Annotated in this window: 13 protein-coding genes; 6 read left to right on the top strand and 7 right to left on the bottom strand. The window is 57.8% G+C overall.

Annotated elements, in window-relative coordinates:
* The first annotated feature begins 121 nt into the window (after positions 1–121).
* Together IE151_RS12270 and IE151_RS12265 are read left to right on the top strand one after the other, a co-directional pair.
* Entirely contained in the window at positions 122–940 is an 819-nt protein-coding gene (locus tag IE151_RS12270) for a glycoside hydrolase family 25 protein (protein WP_189490582.1), read from the top strand.
* A 109-nt stretch (positions 941–1,049) separates the two neighbouring features.
* Entirely contained in the window at positions 1,050–2,222 is a 1,173-nt protein-coding gene (locus IE151_RS12265) for a lytic murein transglycosylase (RefSeq protein WP_189490580.1), read from the top strand.
* 390 nt (positions 2,223–2,612) lie between these two features.
* Here the strand turns inward: IE151_RS12265 and metF are convergent, their stop codons facing one another.
* On the bottom strand, positions 2,613–3,518 hold the full coding sequence (gene metF, locus IE151_RS12260) for a methylenetetrahydrofolate reductase [NAD(P)H] (protein WP_189490578.1): 906 nt from the start codon (positions 3,516–3,518) through the stop codon (positions 2,613–2,615).
* Complete coding sequence (locus IE151_RS12255) at positions 3,518–4,537, bottom strand: ArsR/SmtB family transcription factor (RefSeq protein ID WP_189490576.1); 1,020 nt, start codon at positions 4,535–4,537, stop codon at positions 3,518–3,520. The genes metF and IE151_RS12255 overlap by 1 nt, the downstream gene beginning before the upstream one ends.
* A gap of 141 nt (positions 4,538–4,678) precedes the next feature.
* Between IE151_RS12255 and IE151_RS12250 the strand changes: the two genes are divergently transcribed.
* On the top strand, positions 4,679–4,993 hold the full coding sequence (locus IE151_RS12250; RefSeq protein ID WP_189490574.1) for a DUF2293 domain-containing protein: 315 nt from the start codon (positions 4,679–4,681) through the stop codon (positions 4,991–4,993).
* A gap of 3 nt (positions 4,994–4,996) precedes the next feature.
* Here IE151_RS12250 and IE151_RS12245 read toward each other — a convergent pair whose 3' ends face one another.
* From IE151_RS12245 to ettA, 4 genes are all read right to left on the bottom strand, one after another.
* A complete protein-coding gene (locus tag IE151_RS12245) occupies positions 4,997–5,614 on the bottom strand; it encodes an MOSC domain-containing protein (RefSeq protein ID WP_189490572.1) in 618 nt (205 codons plus the stop codon).
* A 93-nt stretch (positions 5,615–5,707) separates the two neighbouring features.
* The gene (gene tam, locus IE151_RS12240) at positions 5,708–6,475 is read right to left on the bottom strand and encodes a trans-aconitate 2-methyltransferase (RefSeq protein WP_189490570.1); all 768 of its coding nucleotides are present in this window, start codon (positions 6,473–6,475) and stop codon (positions 5,708–5,710) included.
* A 55-nt stretch (positions 6,476–6,530) separates the two neighbouring features.
* The gene (locus IE151_RS12235) at positions 6,531–7,067 is read right to left on the bottom strand and encodes a peroxiredoxin (protein ID WP_189490935.1); all 537 of its coding nucleotides are present in this window, start codon (positions 7,065–7,067) and stop codon (positions 6,531–6,533) included.
* Positions 7,068–7,288: 221 nt separating this feature from the next.
* Positions 7,289–8,938: an energy-dependent translational throttle protein EttA gene (gene ettA / locus IE151_RS12230; protein ID WP_189490568.1), complete on the bottom strand. Its 1,650-nt coding sequence runs from the start codon at positions 8,936–8,938 to the stop codon at positions 7,289–7,291.
* 99 nt (positions 8,939–9,037) lie between these two features.
* On the opposite strand from ettA, the gene IE151_RS12225 reads away from it, so the two are divergent.
* The 3 genes from IE151_RS12225 to IE151_RS12215 all read left to right on the top strand — a co-directional run bounded on the left by IE151_RS12225 (position 9,038) and on the right by IE151_RS12215 (position 12,894).
* Positions 9,038–9,964, top strand: a complete 927-nt coding sequence (locus tag IE151_RS12225) for an alpha/beta fold hydrolase (protein WP_189490566.1) — start codon at positions 9,038–9,040, stop codon at positions 9,962–9,964.
* A 96-nt stretch (positions 9,965–10,060) separates the two neighbouring features.
* Positions 10,061–11,242 (top strand): CaiB/BaiF CoA transferase family protein, encoded by a 1,182-nt coding sequence (locus IE151_RS12220; protein ID WP_189490564.1) that lies wholly within the window; start codon positions 10,061–10,063, stop codon positions 11,240–11,242.
* Positions 11,239–12,894 carry a thiamine pyrophosphate-binding protein gene (locus tag IE151_RS12215; protein ID WP_189490562.1) on the top strand — a complete coding sequence of 552 codons (1,656 nt, stop codon included), beginning with the start codon at positions 11,239–11,241 and terminating at the stop codon, positions 12,892–12,894. Before IE151_RS12220 ends, IE151_RS12215 begins: the two co-directional genes overlap by 4 nt.
* 115 nt (positions 12,895–13,009) lie before the next feature.
* Here IE151_RS12215 and IE151_RS12210 read toward each other — a convergent pair.
* A partial coding sequence (locus tag IE151_RS12210; RefSeq protein ID WP_189490560.1) for a translocation/assembly module TamB domain-containing protein occupies positions 13,010–15,055 on the bottom strand: 2,046 nt, incomplete at its 5' end.

The following is a 15,055-nucleotide window of genomic DNA, read 5'->3' as shown; positions in this document are numbered from 1 at the left end:
CGGATGCGCTGGTAATTCTATCCGCTGCATCGTACCTTCCCTGAGACTTGACGGGTTGCGGGCCGATACAGGTTAAGATTTCCATGATCCGAATAGGGTCGAGACGTTCGGGGAGATTTTCATGCGTTGGACGGTTGCGCTTTTGGCTGCCAGCCTTGTTGCCGGATGTACGACCGCAGACGTGATGCAGACGGCATCGCTCAGCCCATCATCGACCCGCAGCTCTACAACCCACCATAGCGTCGGTCTAGCCTATCCTCGCTTCGAGGACAGCAAGCCGTGGAGCTGGGGCAAGCATAAGCCCCATGCTTTCGCGGTACACGGCACGGACGTATCGAAATACCAGCGCAGCGTCGACTGGACAAAGGCCAAAGCCTCCGGCATTTCCTTCGCGTTCATCAAGGCGACAGAAGGCGGCGACCGCGTCGACGACTATTTCGCCGAAAATTGGCGCGGCGCGAAGGCAGCAGGTATTCCGCGCAGTGCCTACCACTTCTACTATTTCTGTCGCACAGCTCGCGAGCAAGCCGAATGGTATATTCGTAATGTCCCAAAAGAGGCCGCTTCCTTGCCGCCTGTTCTCGACATGGAATGGAACCCGCTCTCGCCAAGCTGTAAGCTGCGCCCCTCGCCTGAAAAAGTGCGGGCGGAGATGAAGATCTTCCTTGATATTGTAGAGCGTCACTACGGCAAAAAGCCGATCATCTACACATCGGTGGATTTCTTCGACGATAACAAGCTCGGCGTCTTCAAGGACTATCCGTTCTGGCTTCGCTCTGTGGCCGGACATCCGACCGAGAAATACGGGGACCACCCCTTCGTCTTCTGGCAATATACCGGAACAGGTATCGTCCCAGGCATAACCGGCGACGCTGACATCAATGTGTTCAACGGCAGCCAATCAAGCTGGGCCGAGTGGTTGAGCAGAAACACCGGCTGAAATTATCTCATATCCACACTGATATTTCACCGTCACACGAGGCGTGACGTGTAAATGCCACGAACTGCCGCCATGAGGCGGCATGTACAATTCCAGGAGTGCGTCTCTTATGTTTCTCAGGTCGATTTCCGTTGCTTTGGCCCTGTTCGGCGCGACTTCAGCCTATGCGCAAACATGCGGCGGAGATTTTTCGCAATGGAAGGCCCGAATCGCCGCGGAAGCTCAGGCAGCGGGCGTCGGCCAGCGCGGGCTTTCTGCTTTGCAAAATGCGTCCATCGACCAGAACGTGCTGAAGCGCGATCGTTCAAAGAGCTTCTTCTCGCAAACCTTCTCTGAATTCTACGGCAAGGTGATTTCCAAAGGGCGCGTCGATATAGGTCGCCAAAAGCTCCGGCAGCACGCCGCGATCTTCGCGAAGGCCGAGCGCGATTATGGCGTCCCGGGCCCGGTCATCACCGCCTTCTGGGGCCTAGAGACCGACTACGGCGGCTATATGGGCGATTTCGATACGCTGAATGCGCTTGTCACACTGGCGCATGATTGCCGGCGTCCAGAGCTTTTCCGGCCGCAGATCGTGCCGCTTTTGACGCTGATGGACCGCGGTGTGCTGCCGGTCGGTCTCAAGGGCGCATGGGCTGGTGAAGTCGGCCAGACGCAGATCCTTCCAAGCGATTATCTCGCGCGCGGTGTCGATGGCGATGGCGATGGCAGGGTTGACCTGATCAACTCGGTGCCGGATGTGATCCTGACCACTGCCAACAAACTCAAGTCGCGCGGGTGGCGTGCGGGCGAACCATGGATCGTGGAGGTGAAGATTCCGGAGGAACTGCCTTGGCACGAGACCGGCCGCAGCAAAAAATTGCCGGTTACGCAATGGGCACAGTGGGGTATCGTCAATCGCGATGGCTCGGCACTGAAGCACACTAATCTCCAGGCAGGCCTGGTGCTACCGATGGGACGCAAAGGTCCGGCCTTCCTCGCATTTGCGAATTATGACGTCTATCTGGAATGGAACCAGTCGTTCATCTACACGCTCACCGCCGCCGAATTTGCCACTCGGCTGGCCGGCGCGCCTCAGTTCGATCGCGGGAATCCGGAGCCAAGCGTAACCGGCGAAGCCATGATGGCATTGCAGCGAAAGCTTCAAGCGCGTGGCCACGACGTAGGCGACATTGATGGCATTCTTGGCGCTGGTACGCGTGAAGCGGTGCGCAAGGAACAGGATCGTCTCGGTTTACCCGTCGATGGCTGGCCTACCAAGGAATTCGTTGCTCGGCTTTAAATCCATAAAGGATCTTCACAAAAAGGACGCTCGATCAGTTGGTCGGGCGTCTTTTTTTTGCGCCGTGGAAATCCCGCAGTTGCGCCGAAAATTAGGGGAAAGGCGCGCCTGCGGCGACCACGCGAAAATTATGCGCCCTTGCTTTTGGCGCGTTTTTGCCTAAGTTCCACCTTGGTTTATGAACTGTAAACGCAACCGAAAGGGTCTTCATGGGCTTGTCACGTTCGTTCAATGCGCTGATGATCTGCGCTGCATTCGTGGTCGTCGGAGCTTTGATCACCGGGATTTTTCCTTGATCTCACTCTCATCCATCGCTGAAAGACAGCGATAAAAAGTTCAAAAGAAAAAGGCCGCATGATGCGGCCTTTTTCTTCATCTACGAACCCGCTACTACGCGGCTGCTTCCGCGACTTTCGGACGAACACCAATCATGTGTGCAATAGCAAAAGGCAGATCGGCACGGTTCATCGTGTAAAAGTGGAAGTCGTCAATACCGCGTTCCACAAGATCAAGCACCTGCTCCGCGGCGATAGCGGCCGCCACCAGTTGATGCGTCTGCGGCTCGTTTTCGAGGCCGGAGAAGCGCTCGGCCAGCCAGGTCGGAATGGATGCGCCGCAGCGACCGGCAAAGCCCGCCACCTGCTTGAAATTATGAATCGGCAGGATGCCGGGCACGATCGGAATATAGATGCCAGCCTTGCGTACGCGCTCGACATAACGCTCGTAAAGATCATTGTCGAAAAAGAACTGCGTGATGGCTCGGTCCGCCCCACTGTCGACCTTGCGCTTGAGCATGTCGATGTCGGTCGCGAAATCCGGGCTCTCAGGATGCTTTTCGGGATAGGCAGAGACGGAGACGTCAAAATTGCCGATGCGCTTCAACGCACCGCAAAGCTCGGCGCCATTACTATAGCCACCCGGATGCGGCTGATAGGCAGTCCCCACCCCTGCCGTCGGATCGCCACGCAAGGCAACAAAGCGCTTCACGCCCATCTGCGCGAAGTCTTCGATCACATGATCGACTTCTTCCTTCGTAGCATCGACGCAGGTGAGATGGGCCGCAGGCGACAACGCGCTTTCGCTCAACATACGTTCGATGGTGCGCGACGTGCGTTCGCGCGTCGAACCGCCTGCACCATAGGTGACAGAGACGAATTTCGGCGCAATCGGCTCAAGCCGCTTTACGGTTTCCCAAAGACGCTCGGCCATCTCATCGGTCTTGGGCGGAAAGAATTCGAAAGAAATCGAAATCTTCTTGCCAAGCTCCGGGCTTCGCGACAGGCGATATGCACTCATTATACTGTTTCCCTCAAGCCCGAGGCGAGCGCCGCCTCGGTATCTGCGATCAGCATGCGCTGATCCAGGCCCACCCAAAATTTTACGGTTAATCGTCCGTCTGCGTTCTGCGGCTGGAAATTCCGTATCTCGCCGATCTCCAGTCCGGCAGCCTCAAGCCACTCCATTATCTGCTTGTCGGAGAAGCCAAGGCGCAGATGCGCATGTTCCTCCCGCAGAAACTCAAGATCGTGCGACGCAAAATCGACGATGACGAGCTTGCCCCCAGGACGCAAATGGCGCGCGGCCTCGCGCACCGCCGTTTCCGGATCATCGAGATAATGCAGCACCTGATGCAGCGTCACGAGATCGAAGGCATCGCGCTCCACTGGCGGTGCCAGCACGTCGCCCTGACGAACCTGCGCATGTGCTATGCCTGCCGCCTCAAGATTGGCGCGGGCGATTGCCAGCATCTCGCGCGATTGATCAATGCCGACACCGCGTCGATAGAGGGGCGCAAAAAGTTCGAGAAGACGTCCTGTTCCGGTCCCCAGGTCAAGCATGGCCTGGAAGGATCGCGTACCGACCACATCGCGCAGCGCCTGCTCCACTGCCTCGTCAGATACGTGCAGTGTGCGCAACTCGTCCCAGCCCGCCGCGTTCGCACGGAAATAATCGCTCGCCTTCTGGCGACGCCTGGTCTTGACAGTCGTCAAGCGTTCATTGTCGCGCTCGACCTGTGGATCCCGAGGACTCAGCCGCTCTACTATTTCCGCAAGGAAGCTGCGGCGGCTCTCATTATCGCATAGGCGAAAATAGGCCCAGGCGCCCTCCTGATAACGCTCAATAGCTCCGCTTTCGAGCAAAAGCTTGAGATGCCTGGAGACGCGCGGTTGCGATTGGCCGAGAATGTCGGTCAGGTCCGAGACGGTGAGATCCCCCTGGCGCAACAGCGCAAGGATACGCAAGCGCGTGGGCTCAGCCACGGACTTCAGAATATCTACCAGATGTTCAAGCGACTGCTGCCGGTCGAGCGCCATACGCCCCTCCTTTACACATAAAGATATGTTTATGCGATTTTCGCCTGCGAAGCAAGACAGGCCTGTGGAGTTCCTCCTAGGTGGATAGGCAGAGGCAAGGCAGCACCTGTACGCTGGAGCCTGAAATTCTGGAGCAAGCTCATGCGAAACGCCCCTTCCCGAAAGCGCGCCATCGCCGAGGCGCTGACTGCACTGCTTCCCATGGGGCCTTACATAGACATGGAAGCAATCCGCGAGGATGCATTTGCTGTGCATCTGAAATCACTGCCGCCAAGCATTGCGGTCTGGCTGGCAACCGTGGCTCACATTCGCCATCAGCACACGCGCTATGATGAACTGCTCGACGAGGGCTATGACCGCGACGCCGCACGTTTCTTCGTTGTGGACGAGATCAATGCGGTGCTGACACAATGGCGCGCGACACGCCTGCTTGATCCTGACGAAGAGGACAGCTGAACTTCAGACTGAATAAATCCACTGCTCCGGCACACGGATAGTCACCGCTTCGCCGACCCGAATCTCACCTGGTTTTTCGACCCAGGCTGTAAGTCCTCGCAATCGACGCGCAACCTTTGGAAATCGCAGTGCCATTCCCGCCTGATCCTCTGTCGCGCAGTGTTTGGCAATCCGCCCGCCTGCCAATTTGCAGGGCGCGTTCTGCCCATCGATCTTGAGGGTCACGCCGCCCTCAAAGAACATGAGCGATCCGGACGGCAGCATGGAGAGATTGCCGATCCCCTCCAGTAGCATGTTTGCGCCTATCCATTCAGGATGCAGCTCATCGAGTTGCATGAGCGCGGCGATCTTCGCCAGCTCGTCGGGCGCGACGATCGTCAGTTGACGTTCGTTGCAAATCTCCGTTCCGCGTGGATACCATGGCTCACGTCCGCCCGACTTTCTGGTAATTCCCTGATGGAAGTCACCGGCTATTCCGTCGAAACCGAGCTGCAAGTTCTCCACCGCGACCGTTTCAAAATCCCGATGCGGGGCTTGAAAAAGACCGGTGACACGACCCGCGACCTTTCGACTGGGAATGATCTTGATTTCTGGTTCGAAAAGGGACGGCTGCGCGTTCATGGAACTTCCTGGGCGATAATGGAGTGAAGCAATCTGCCATTGCCCGAAGGTTGACTGAAGTCAATTCTCATCAACCTTGGGGTCAACCGCGTTTCAAGCCGTCTGTGCAACTATGAACAGCCGGGGGAAGCGCAACAGCACCTTGCCATCGGTGGCCGGCTTGAAATGCCGCATCAACGCAGCACGATAGCGCGAAAGAAATTCGCTACGTTCTTCATCATCCAACGGATCGATGAACGGTTTGAGACCCGTTCCTTTCACCCATTCGACAACGGCGTCGACGCCTTCCAGCGGATGGTTATAAACCGTGTGCCAGATGTCGATTCGGGCCGATTTCGGCAGCAGCGCATCGTAATAATCGATAGGTGGGGCAAGTGGCTCGCGCGCCGCGTTCTTCAGTCGCCCGGCCCAAGGACCCTCTGCCGCGACACGGCGCATCTCGACGTGGATTGGTTCCGCGAGATTGTCCGGCATCTGGATAGCGAGCGTACCACCAGGCTTCAGATGATCCAGTAGGCGCGGCAGGATATCGATGTGATCCGGCAGCCACTGGAATACTGCATTAGAAAAAAGAACATCCACCGGCGCTTCGGGCTTCCAGCTTGCTGCGTCGGCAAGTTCGAAGGCCACGTTCGGCAGAGTTTTCTGCGCCTTGGCGATCATGTCCGGCGATGTATCAAAGCCTGAAAGCTCCGCCTTCGGAAAGGCCTGAGCCAACACTTGAGTTGAATTGCCCGGTCCGCAGCCAATGTCGACAACCCGCCCCTCCCCGGAGAAGGGAATTTGCGCGACGAGATCGCGCACGGGCCGCGTTCGCTCATCATTGAACTTGAGATATTGCGCCGCCGACCAGTCTTTCATGCTTTCCATTCCTGCAAATGAAAACCCCGGCACGTGGCCGGGGCTGATTTCGATTTCAAGCGGCTGCCTTGGCGCGCAGGTTTTCCAGAATGTTCTGCGGCGCCGAAACACCGTAAGGATCAGTTTCGCAATTGTCGGCGTAGCCTTCTTCTTCGAAGAACTTCTCGATGACACCGTCATTGATGACAGCAGCATAGCGCCAGGAACGCATGCCAAAGCCGAGATTATCCTTGGCGACCAGCATACCCATCTTGCGCGTGAACTCGCCCGAGCCGTCCGGAATGAGCTTGACGTTGACAAGGTTCTGCGACTTGCCCCACGCGTTCATGACAAAGGCGTCGTTGACGGAGACACAATAGATGTCGTCGATGCCTTCAGCCTGAAACTCCGGGAAAAGGCGCTCGAAATCCGGCAACTGGAAAGTCGAGCAGGTCGGCGTGAACGCGCCGGGCAGCGAAAACAGAACGACGCGCTTGCCTGCAAAATAATCCGAGGACGTCTTGTTTTCCCAACGAAATGGGTTCGGACCCTCGATCGAATCGTCGCGAACGCGGGTGCGGAAGGTCACTTCCGGTACTTTTCTGCCTACCAACATATGCTCTTCTCCATCTGCGTTGCGCCGCGCCTCCCTTCACGACAAAACCTGTTAAGCCCTGCGCATACAAAATCCATCGGCATGCCTCAAGGTCTGCATCTCATTTGTCACGCCCTCCGCGCTAGAAACCCACGAAATTCTGCGAATGACCGGAAAGCCCAAATAAAATGCGGCCCGGCATCGAGCGATGCCGGGCCGCATTCACCGATAGGTGCCTATCAGCGTGTCAGCGGCTTGTAGGTGACGCGCTTCGGATTGACTGATACCGGTCCAAGACGACGAATCTTGTCCTTCTCATAGTCTTCGAAATTGCCCTCGAACCACTCCACATGGCTGTCGCCTTCGAATGCCAGAATGTGCGTTGCCAGACGGTCGAGGAACATACGATCGTGGCTGATGATAACAGCGCACCCGGCGAAGTTTTCGAGCGCGTCTTCAAGCGCGCCCAGCGTTTCCGTATCGAGATCATTGGTTGGTTCGTCGAGCAGAAGGACGTTACCGCCGCTCTTCAACATTTTAGCAAGATGCACGCGATTGCGCTGACCGCCAGACAGATTCCCGACCTTCTGCTGCTGATCGCCGCCCTTGAAATTGAACGACGAGCAATAGGCGCGGCTGTTCATTTCATGCTTGCCGAGCTTGATAATATCGCTGCCGCCGGAGATTTCTTCCCAGACGGTTTTGTCGGCATTCAGTGTATCGCGGCTCTGGTCTACGAAGGAGAGCTGTACGGTCTCACCAATTTCGATCGAACCGCTGTCGGGTGTTTCCTGGCCGGTGATCATGCGGAACAGCGTAGACTTACCCGCACCGTTCGGACCGATAACGCCAACGATGCCACCGGGCGGAAGCTTGAACTCCAGGTCCTCGATCAACAGACGGTCGCCGAAGCCCTTGGAAATCTTGTTTGCGTTGATGACGGTCTGCCCGAGACGCTCGCCCGCTGGTATGATGATCTGAGCGTCCCCGGGGCGACGATCATTGGCTGCCTTGACCAGATCGTCATAAGCGTTAATACGCGCCTTAGACTTGGCCTGACGGGCTTTCGGGCTGGAGGAAATCCATTCCCGTTCGCGTGAAATGGCCTTCTGACGAGAGGCTTCTTCGCGGCCTTCCTGCTCCATACGCTTTGCCTTGGCTTCCAGATAGGCCGAGTAATTGCCCTCATACGGAATGCCGCGGCCACGGTCGAGTTCGAGAATCCAGCCCGTCACATTATCCAGGAAATAGCGATCGTGGGTGATGATCATCACCGCGCCTGGATATTCACGCAGGTGACGCTCGAGCCAGGCAGTGGTTTCAGCGTCGAGATGGTTGGTCGGTTCGTCGAGCAGCAGCAGATCAGGCTTGCTCAGCAACAGACGACAAAGCGCGACGCGACGCTTTTCACCGCCCGAAAGCATGGTGACGTCTGCATCTTTGGGCGGGCATCTTAGCGCCTCCATCGCCATTTCGACCTGGCTGTCCAGATCCCAGAGATTCTGGCTGTCGATGACATCCTGGAGCCTTGCCCCCTCATCCGCCGTTTCATCCGAATAGTTCATCATCAGTTCATTGTAGCGATCAAGGATGGCCTGCTTTTCGGCAACACCCTCCATCACATTGCCCCAGACATCCTTGGAGGTGTCAAGCACTGGCTCCTGCGGAAGGTAGCCGCAGGTAGCGCCCTCTGCGAGCCACGCCTCGCCGCTGTATTCCTTGTCGAGGCCCGCCATGATGCGCAGGACGGTCGACTTACCTGCACCGTTCGGACCCAATATGCCGATCTTGGCGTCGGGGTAGAAGGACAGGTGAACATTATCGAGAACCTTCTTGGCTCCATAGGCCTTGTTGAGGCCGGACATATGATAGATGAATTGGCGCGCCACGCGATGTTTCCCGTTTTTGCACTGAATGGAAATGTCTTGGCAGCTATGTAGGCGATCAGGCCGTAATCGGCAAACCTCTTTTGGGAGAACAGCGCGGAAGTGGAAAAACAAACTCTTCTGTCCCCCTCCGGAGCCTCGCTCGCTCTCTTCGTAACCCCGGCCACCAGCCGCGTACGCGGCGCGGTGCAGATCAATCACGGCTTCGCGGAACATGCCGCGCGCTACGGTCGCTTTGCCGCTGCGTTGGCAAAAGCCGGTTTCCACGTTTACGCGCATGATCATCGCGGCCATGGTGAAACGAAAGCGCCGGATGCGCGACAAGGCATGTTTGCGCCAAGAGAGGGCGCACTGCGGGTACTCGATGACGTGGCCGCAGTGCATATGCGCATTGCGCAAGACTTTCCCGATCTACCAATTATCACCTTCGGGCATTCGATGGGCGGGCTGATCGCGCTCAACCACGCAGTTCGGCATCCGGAAGCGACGCAGGCGCTCGCCATCTGGAACAGTAATTTCGGCGTTCCAGCCCTTAACGCGACTGCGCGTTTTCTGCTGGGCTACGAGCGCTTCCGCCTTGGCCATGACGTGCCGTCGCGCCTCTTGCCACGCATGACGTTTCGGCAATGGGCGGCCGGCATTCCAGGGAGGAAGGGGCAAAGCGACTGGCTGAGCCGGGATGAAGCGGAAGTGAATGGCTATGAACGCGATCCGCTATGCGGCTTCGATGGCTCTGTGGCCATGTGGACGGATGTTTTTGCGCTCATGAAGGTTGCGCATCAGCCGGAACGGATGAAACGCTTGCGCTCGAACATACCGGTCAATCTGGTCGGAGGCACTGCCGATCCGGCAACGGAAGGTGGCAAATCCGTGCTCTGGCTGGACAAGCGATTGCGGGCTCAGAACATGAGCGATGTTACCGTTACGATCTACCCCGACACCCGCCATGAAACGCTGAACGAGATCAATCGCGACGACGCAACCGCTGAATTTATTTCCTGGCTGAAGCAGCGTTTTCCACCGCTATGACACGCTTCCGGCATCAACCAATTTCATTTCAGCATTCAAACCGATGCTGAACGGCTGTTATGTTCTATCCCGCAAATGAATGGGATGGAAAGCTGCATGAGTCAGAACAACGCGCCTCTCAAAGGGATCAAAGTCATCGAACTCGCGCGGATTCTGGCCGGACCTTGGTGCGGGCAGGTGCTGGCTGATCTGGGCGCCGACGTCATCAAGATCGAGAATCCGAATGGCGGCGACGATACACGCAAATGGGGCCCGCCCTTCGTAACCGGCCATGACGGCGCCGATATGTCCGCCGCCTATTATCACGCGTGCAATCGCGGCAAACGGTCCGTCGCCATCGATTTCGCCACACCGGAAGGAGCCGAAACGATCCGCAAGCTTGTGACCGATGCCGACGTGCTTATCGAGAATTTCAAGCTCGGCGGATTGAAGAAATATGGGCTTGATTACGAAACACTCGCCAAGATCAATCCGAAGCTGGTTTATTGCTCGATCACAGGCTTTGGTCAGAGCGGGCCGTATGCTCCGCGCGCGGGCTATGATTTCATCATTCAGGGCATGTCCGGCCTCATGTCGATTACCGGCGAGCCGGAGGGCGAGCCCCAGAAGGTAGGCGTCGCCGTTGCCGATATATTTACTGGTCTATACTCGGTGATCGCCATTCAAGCCGCATTACGGCACACGCAGGCAACCGGAGAAGGTCAGCACATCGACATGGCACTCTTCGATGCGCAAGCCGCGGTTCTGGCAAACCAGAATATGAACTATCTCGTTTCGGGGCGCACGCCCGTGCAGATGGGCAATGCCCATATGAACATTGCCCCTTACGAGGTTCTGCCGGTTGCCGACGGTCATATCATTCTCGCTGTCGGGAATGACGGACAGTTCGCAAAGTTTTGTAAAGTTGTCGGTCTGGACCACCTGCCGGACGATCCGGATTTCGCGACTAACGCCGCGCGCGTTGCCAATCGCGACGCCCTGCGCACCCAGATCGTCGATAAGATGGCGCTCTTTTCACGAGATGCGCTTCTGGGAGCACTGGAAGCGAAGGGCGTACCTGCCAGCCCGATCAACACGATTGAGGACATGTTCGCCGATCCGCAGATTATTGCGCGCAAGCTGAAACTCGAACTTGACGACGGGCACGGAAATACGGTCCCTTCGGTGCGGACGCCGATCGTCCTGTCGAAAACCCCGCTTTCCTACGACCGCCCCTCGCCCCGGTTAGGCGAACATACGCAGGCCGTTCTCGGCGCACTTGAGGAGACATCGAAATGACCCGAACCGGTGGCCAACTCGTCGTTGAGGTTTTGGAAGCCAATGGCGTGGAACGCATATTCTGCGTCCCCGGCGAAAGCTATCTTGCCGTTCTCGATGCGCTCCACGACTCGAAGATCGAGACGATCGTCTGCCGCCAAGAAGGCGGTGCGGCCATGATGGCCGATTGCGAGGGACGCCTGACCGGCAAACCCGGCATCTGTTTCGTCACGCGCGGCCCCGGCGCTACCAACGCTTCCGCCGGTATCCATATTGCGGCACAGGATTCGATCCCGATGATCCTCTTCATCGGCCAGATCGACGCGGGTGCACGCGAGCGCGAAGCGTTTCAGGAAATCGACTACCGGGCCTTTTACGGCTCCGTCGCCAAGTGGGTGACGGAAATCGAGGACGCCTCCCGCATTCCTGAACTCCTGACCCGCGCCTTCGCTGTCGCCACGTCCGGCCGCCCCGGCCCCGTGGTGATAGCATTGCCTGAAAATATGCTGGTGACGGAAGTGGATGCGCCCAAAGCGCTTCCGGCAACGCCGGTAGAAACCCGGCCAGGTCAGCCGGAGATGGATGAACTTGTGGGCCTTTTGACACGCGCCCAACGACCATTCGTGATTCTTGGCGGCACGCGATGGAACGAAGATGCCGTCAGCCGTTTCCAGAGCGTTGCCGAAAAATGGGCTCTTCCTGTCGCCTGCTCCTTTCGGCGCCAGATGCTGTTTGACCACGCTCACCCTTGTTACGCTGGCGACATAGGCATCGGACCCAACCCAAAACTCGCCGAAGCCATCAAGCAGTCGGATCTGGTTCTTCTGCTCGGCGGGCGCTTCGGTGAGATGCCCTCGTCAAATTATACCGTGCTGAAATCGCCTTATCCGGACCAAACGCTGGTGCATGTCCACGCAGACGCGGAGGAATTGGGTCGCGTTTATCGTCCGACACTGGCAATCAATGCGGCTGCATCGGCCTTCGTCGATGCTTTTGCGGCACTCGATGCCCCCCACGCCCTGCCCGCCTGGGCCGATCGCACCCAGGCTCTGCATGCCAGCTACCTCGCCTGGTCCACTCCTCCGAAGACCGGTCCGGGAGCGGTGCAGATGGGACCAATCATGGAGCATCTGGAAGAAGTGTTGCCGCTTGATGCCATTATGACCAATGGCGCTGGCAATTATGCAACCTGGCTGCACCGTTTTCACAGGTTCCGCAGCTTCGGAACGCAGGCAGCGCCGACCTCCGGTTCGATGGGCTACGGCCTGCCCGCAGCCGTAGCAGCGAAGGCCCTCGACAAGAATCGCGAGGTCATCTGCTTTGCAGGCGATGGCTGCTTCATGATGCATGGGCAGGAATTCGCCACTGCCGTTCAGCACGGCCTCAATATCATTGTGCTCGTCATCAACAACGGCACTTATGGCACGATCCGCATGCATCAGGAGCGCGAATATCCTGGCCGCGTTTCCGGCACCGACCTTAAGAACCCTGACTTCGCGGCACTCGCCCGCGCCTATGGCGGGCATGGCGAGACGGTAGAGAAAACCGAAGAGTTTGCCCAAGCTTTTTCTCGAGCACGTGCATCGAACAAACCCGCGATCATCGAGATCAAGCTCGATCCTGAAGCGATCACACCTGCGCGGACTTTGAGCGAAATTCGCGCCGGAAAATAAGCCGAGTTTCACTTGGAAACGAAATGGGAGCGACGGCGTGCTCCCATTTTTGCTTTAAATCCAGTCTCTTGAACTTGAGAACTGAATCAGCTCGAAAAGACGCTGACTCAGTTTCTCAATATTCCCTTTCATAGAAAATGCCGCCGCCAGCGTCACCATCGTCCGAGGCCTGCCCACGCACTTTCAGACCGCGCCCGAGATCAAGATTGATCGTTGCCTTGCCCGAACCTGCGGCGTCGCCTTTTTCGATCGTTACATAAGTGCGCTCATTGAGATATTTACCCGCGCGCACCGATGTTCCGCCATCCTCCGTACTTTCAACATCTATATCATCGACGCCGATGCTATCCTCCAGCGTCGACAGCAGCGAGGACGAACCGCCGACTCCAGCCAGCTCGGCGGCCGCCGCGGCGAGCCTCGCGATCTGAACCGGGGAGAGCGACGACATCTCGCGGCCGAAGATAAGGCGTGCCAGAACTTCGTCTTCCGGCAATGCCGGGATCGATTCAAAGCTGAATTTCGGATTATCCGCCGGCCCGGTTACAAGCACCGTCACCGTTGTGTCGGTCGCCTTCGATTCCGCGCGCATGTCGAGGTAGGGAATATAGGAGCCTGCGAAGGTCATGGTGCCTTCAGTGAAGGTCAAACGACGGCCGAGAATTTCCAGTCGTCCTCGACGAAGCTCGAATTGACCTTGCGCCTCGGGTGCGGCGGTATTTCCTGTCAGAACGATATTGCCGCCAAGCTCCGCGTCAAGGCCGCGGCCACGGACAAAAATCTGTTGCGGCGCGTTGACAGTGATGTTCAGCCCGATGCCGCTACCTGAATTGCCGCCGGAGGTAATCGGGGTCAGAGCTTGACGCTGCCGTCGTACATCGGCGGGGGCATTGCGATGCTGAACATTCAGACGTGTTAGAGATGCAGGCAGGCGCTCGGGGATCGTCACGACAGTGCGCCCGAGATTGATCGTGCCACCAATATCGGGCGAGGCGGTTAACTGACCGCTCAGAGTAATCTCGCCGCCCAGATTGGTAGTTACGAGACGGCCGTCCGTATATCGCGCGTTTTCGACCAGAAGGCGCAGATCGGCAGGATACCCGCTGCCCTGCGCAATACCGATAGTGCCCGATCCTGATACTGAGCCGCCGCTTGAAAGCTGACCGGCCAGGGCGGTTATCCGGGCCGTATTGGCTCCGAGATCCACGTTCAGCGCGATATTATTGATCGCAAGACCGGAAGCCGCCAGGACGAGACGTCCGCCATTCGAACGCACAGTCCCTGAAATATCCGGATTGCCGGTCGTGCCGCCTACGCGCAGATTAACGTCTGCGCTGCCGGTGAGTGCAATTCCCTGCTCCGCCAACATGCCGGCAAGCAGCGCGAAAGGCGTCTGACCAGTGATCGTCAGGCCGAGTCCGCCACCATTTGCGACGCCCACAGTACCGGAACCGCTTAGCGACAAGCCTTGGCCATTTTGTGCGCCGAAGCTTTCGAAGTTGACCTGACCGTTCGCGTAGCGACCGCGCGCGGTCAGGCTCATGGCGCTGACGCCAAGCGACTGTGTCTGCGCCAGCGACGCACCCGTCCAGTTCACATCGTAGGACACGCTCGGATCGGAGGCTGCACCCGCTACGCCCACGGTGCCGTTCACCGTACCCTGCGCACCCAAACCTCGCGCGAACTGGTTGATGATCGAAGCAGGCACGGAGTTGATGCGGGCGCTGATATTGAGCTGGTCTCCCGCCGTCCCGCTCACGACGACAGAGCCGCCGCCAATCTCAAGGGTGGTTTCGGCAATACGAGTGGTCCCGTTTTCAATGTTGACTTGCGTCGAGCGCCGCAGCGCAATGGGAATGTTCTGGAATGTGAGACTGGCCGCATCAAGCGCGACCTCCAGCGCCTGCCCGGTCGTGAGCGCGCCTCGAATACTGGCAGGTCCACCATTGAAGCGCGAAGTAACGGTAAAGCCTGTTCGATTGCCAGTGCTTTCAAGGACGAGATCGGTGTCACGCAACGTATTGGCGCCCTGTACGATCTCCCCAGCACGAATACTCCCTGATATGGAGGGAGCCTGACGGTAGTTTTGGACAACCAGACTCGCTGTGCCATTTCGCACTGCCAGTGCATCGCGGCGCAGCTCCGGAATTGTCGCGTCGATGAT

This window comes from Limoniibacter endophyticus (genome assembly GCF_014652835.1).
Lineage (GTDB): Bacteria > Pseudomonadota > Alphaproteobacteria > Rhizobiales > Rhizobiaceae > Limoniibacter > Limoniibacter endophyticus.
Note: the sequence above shows the minus strand (reverse complement) of the source record. Positions and strands in the feature narration are given on the sequence as shown.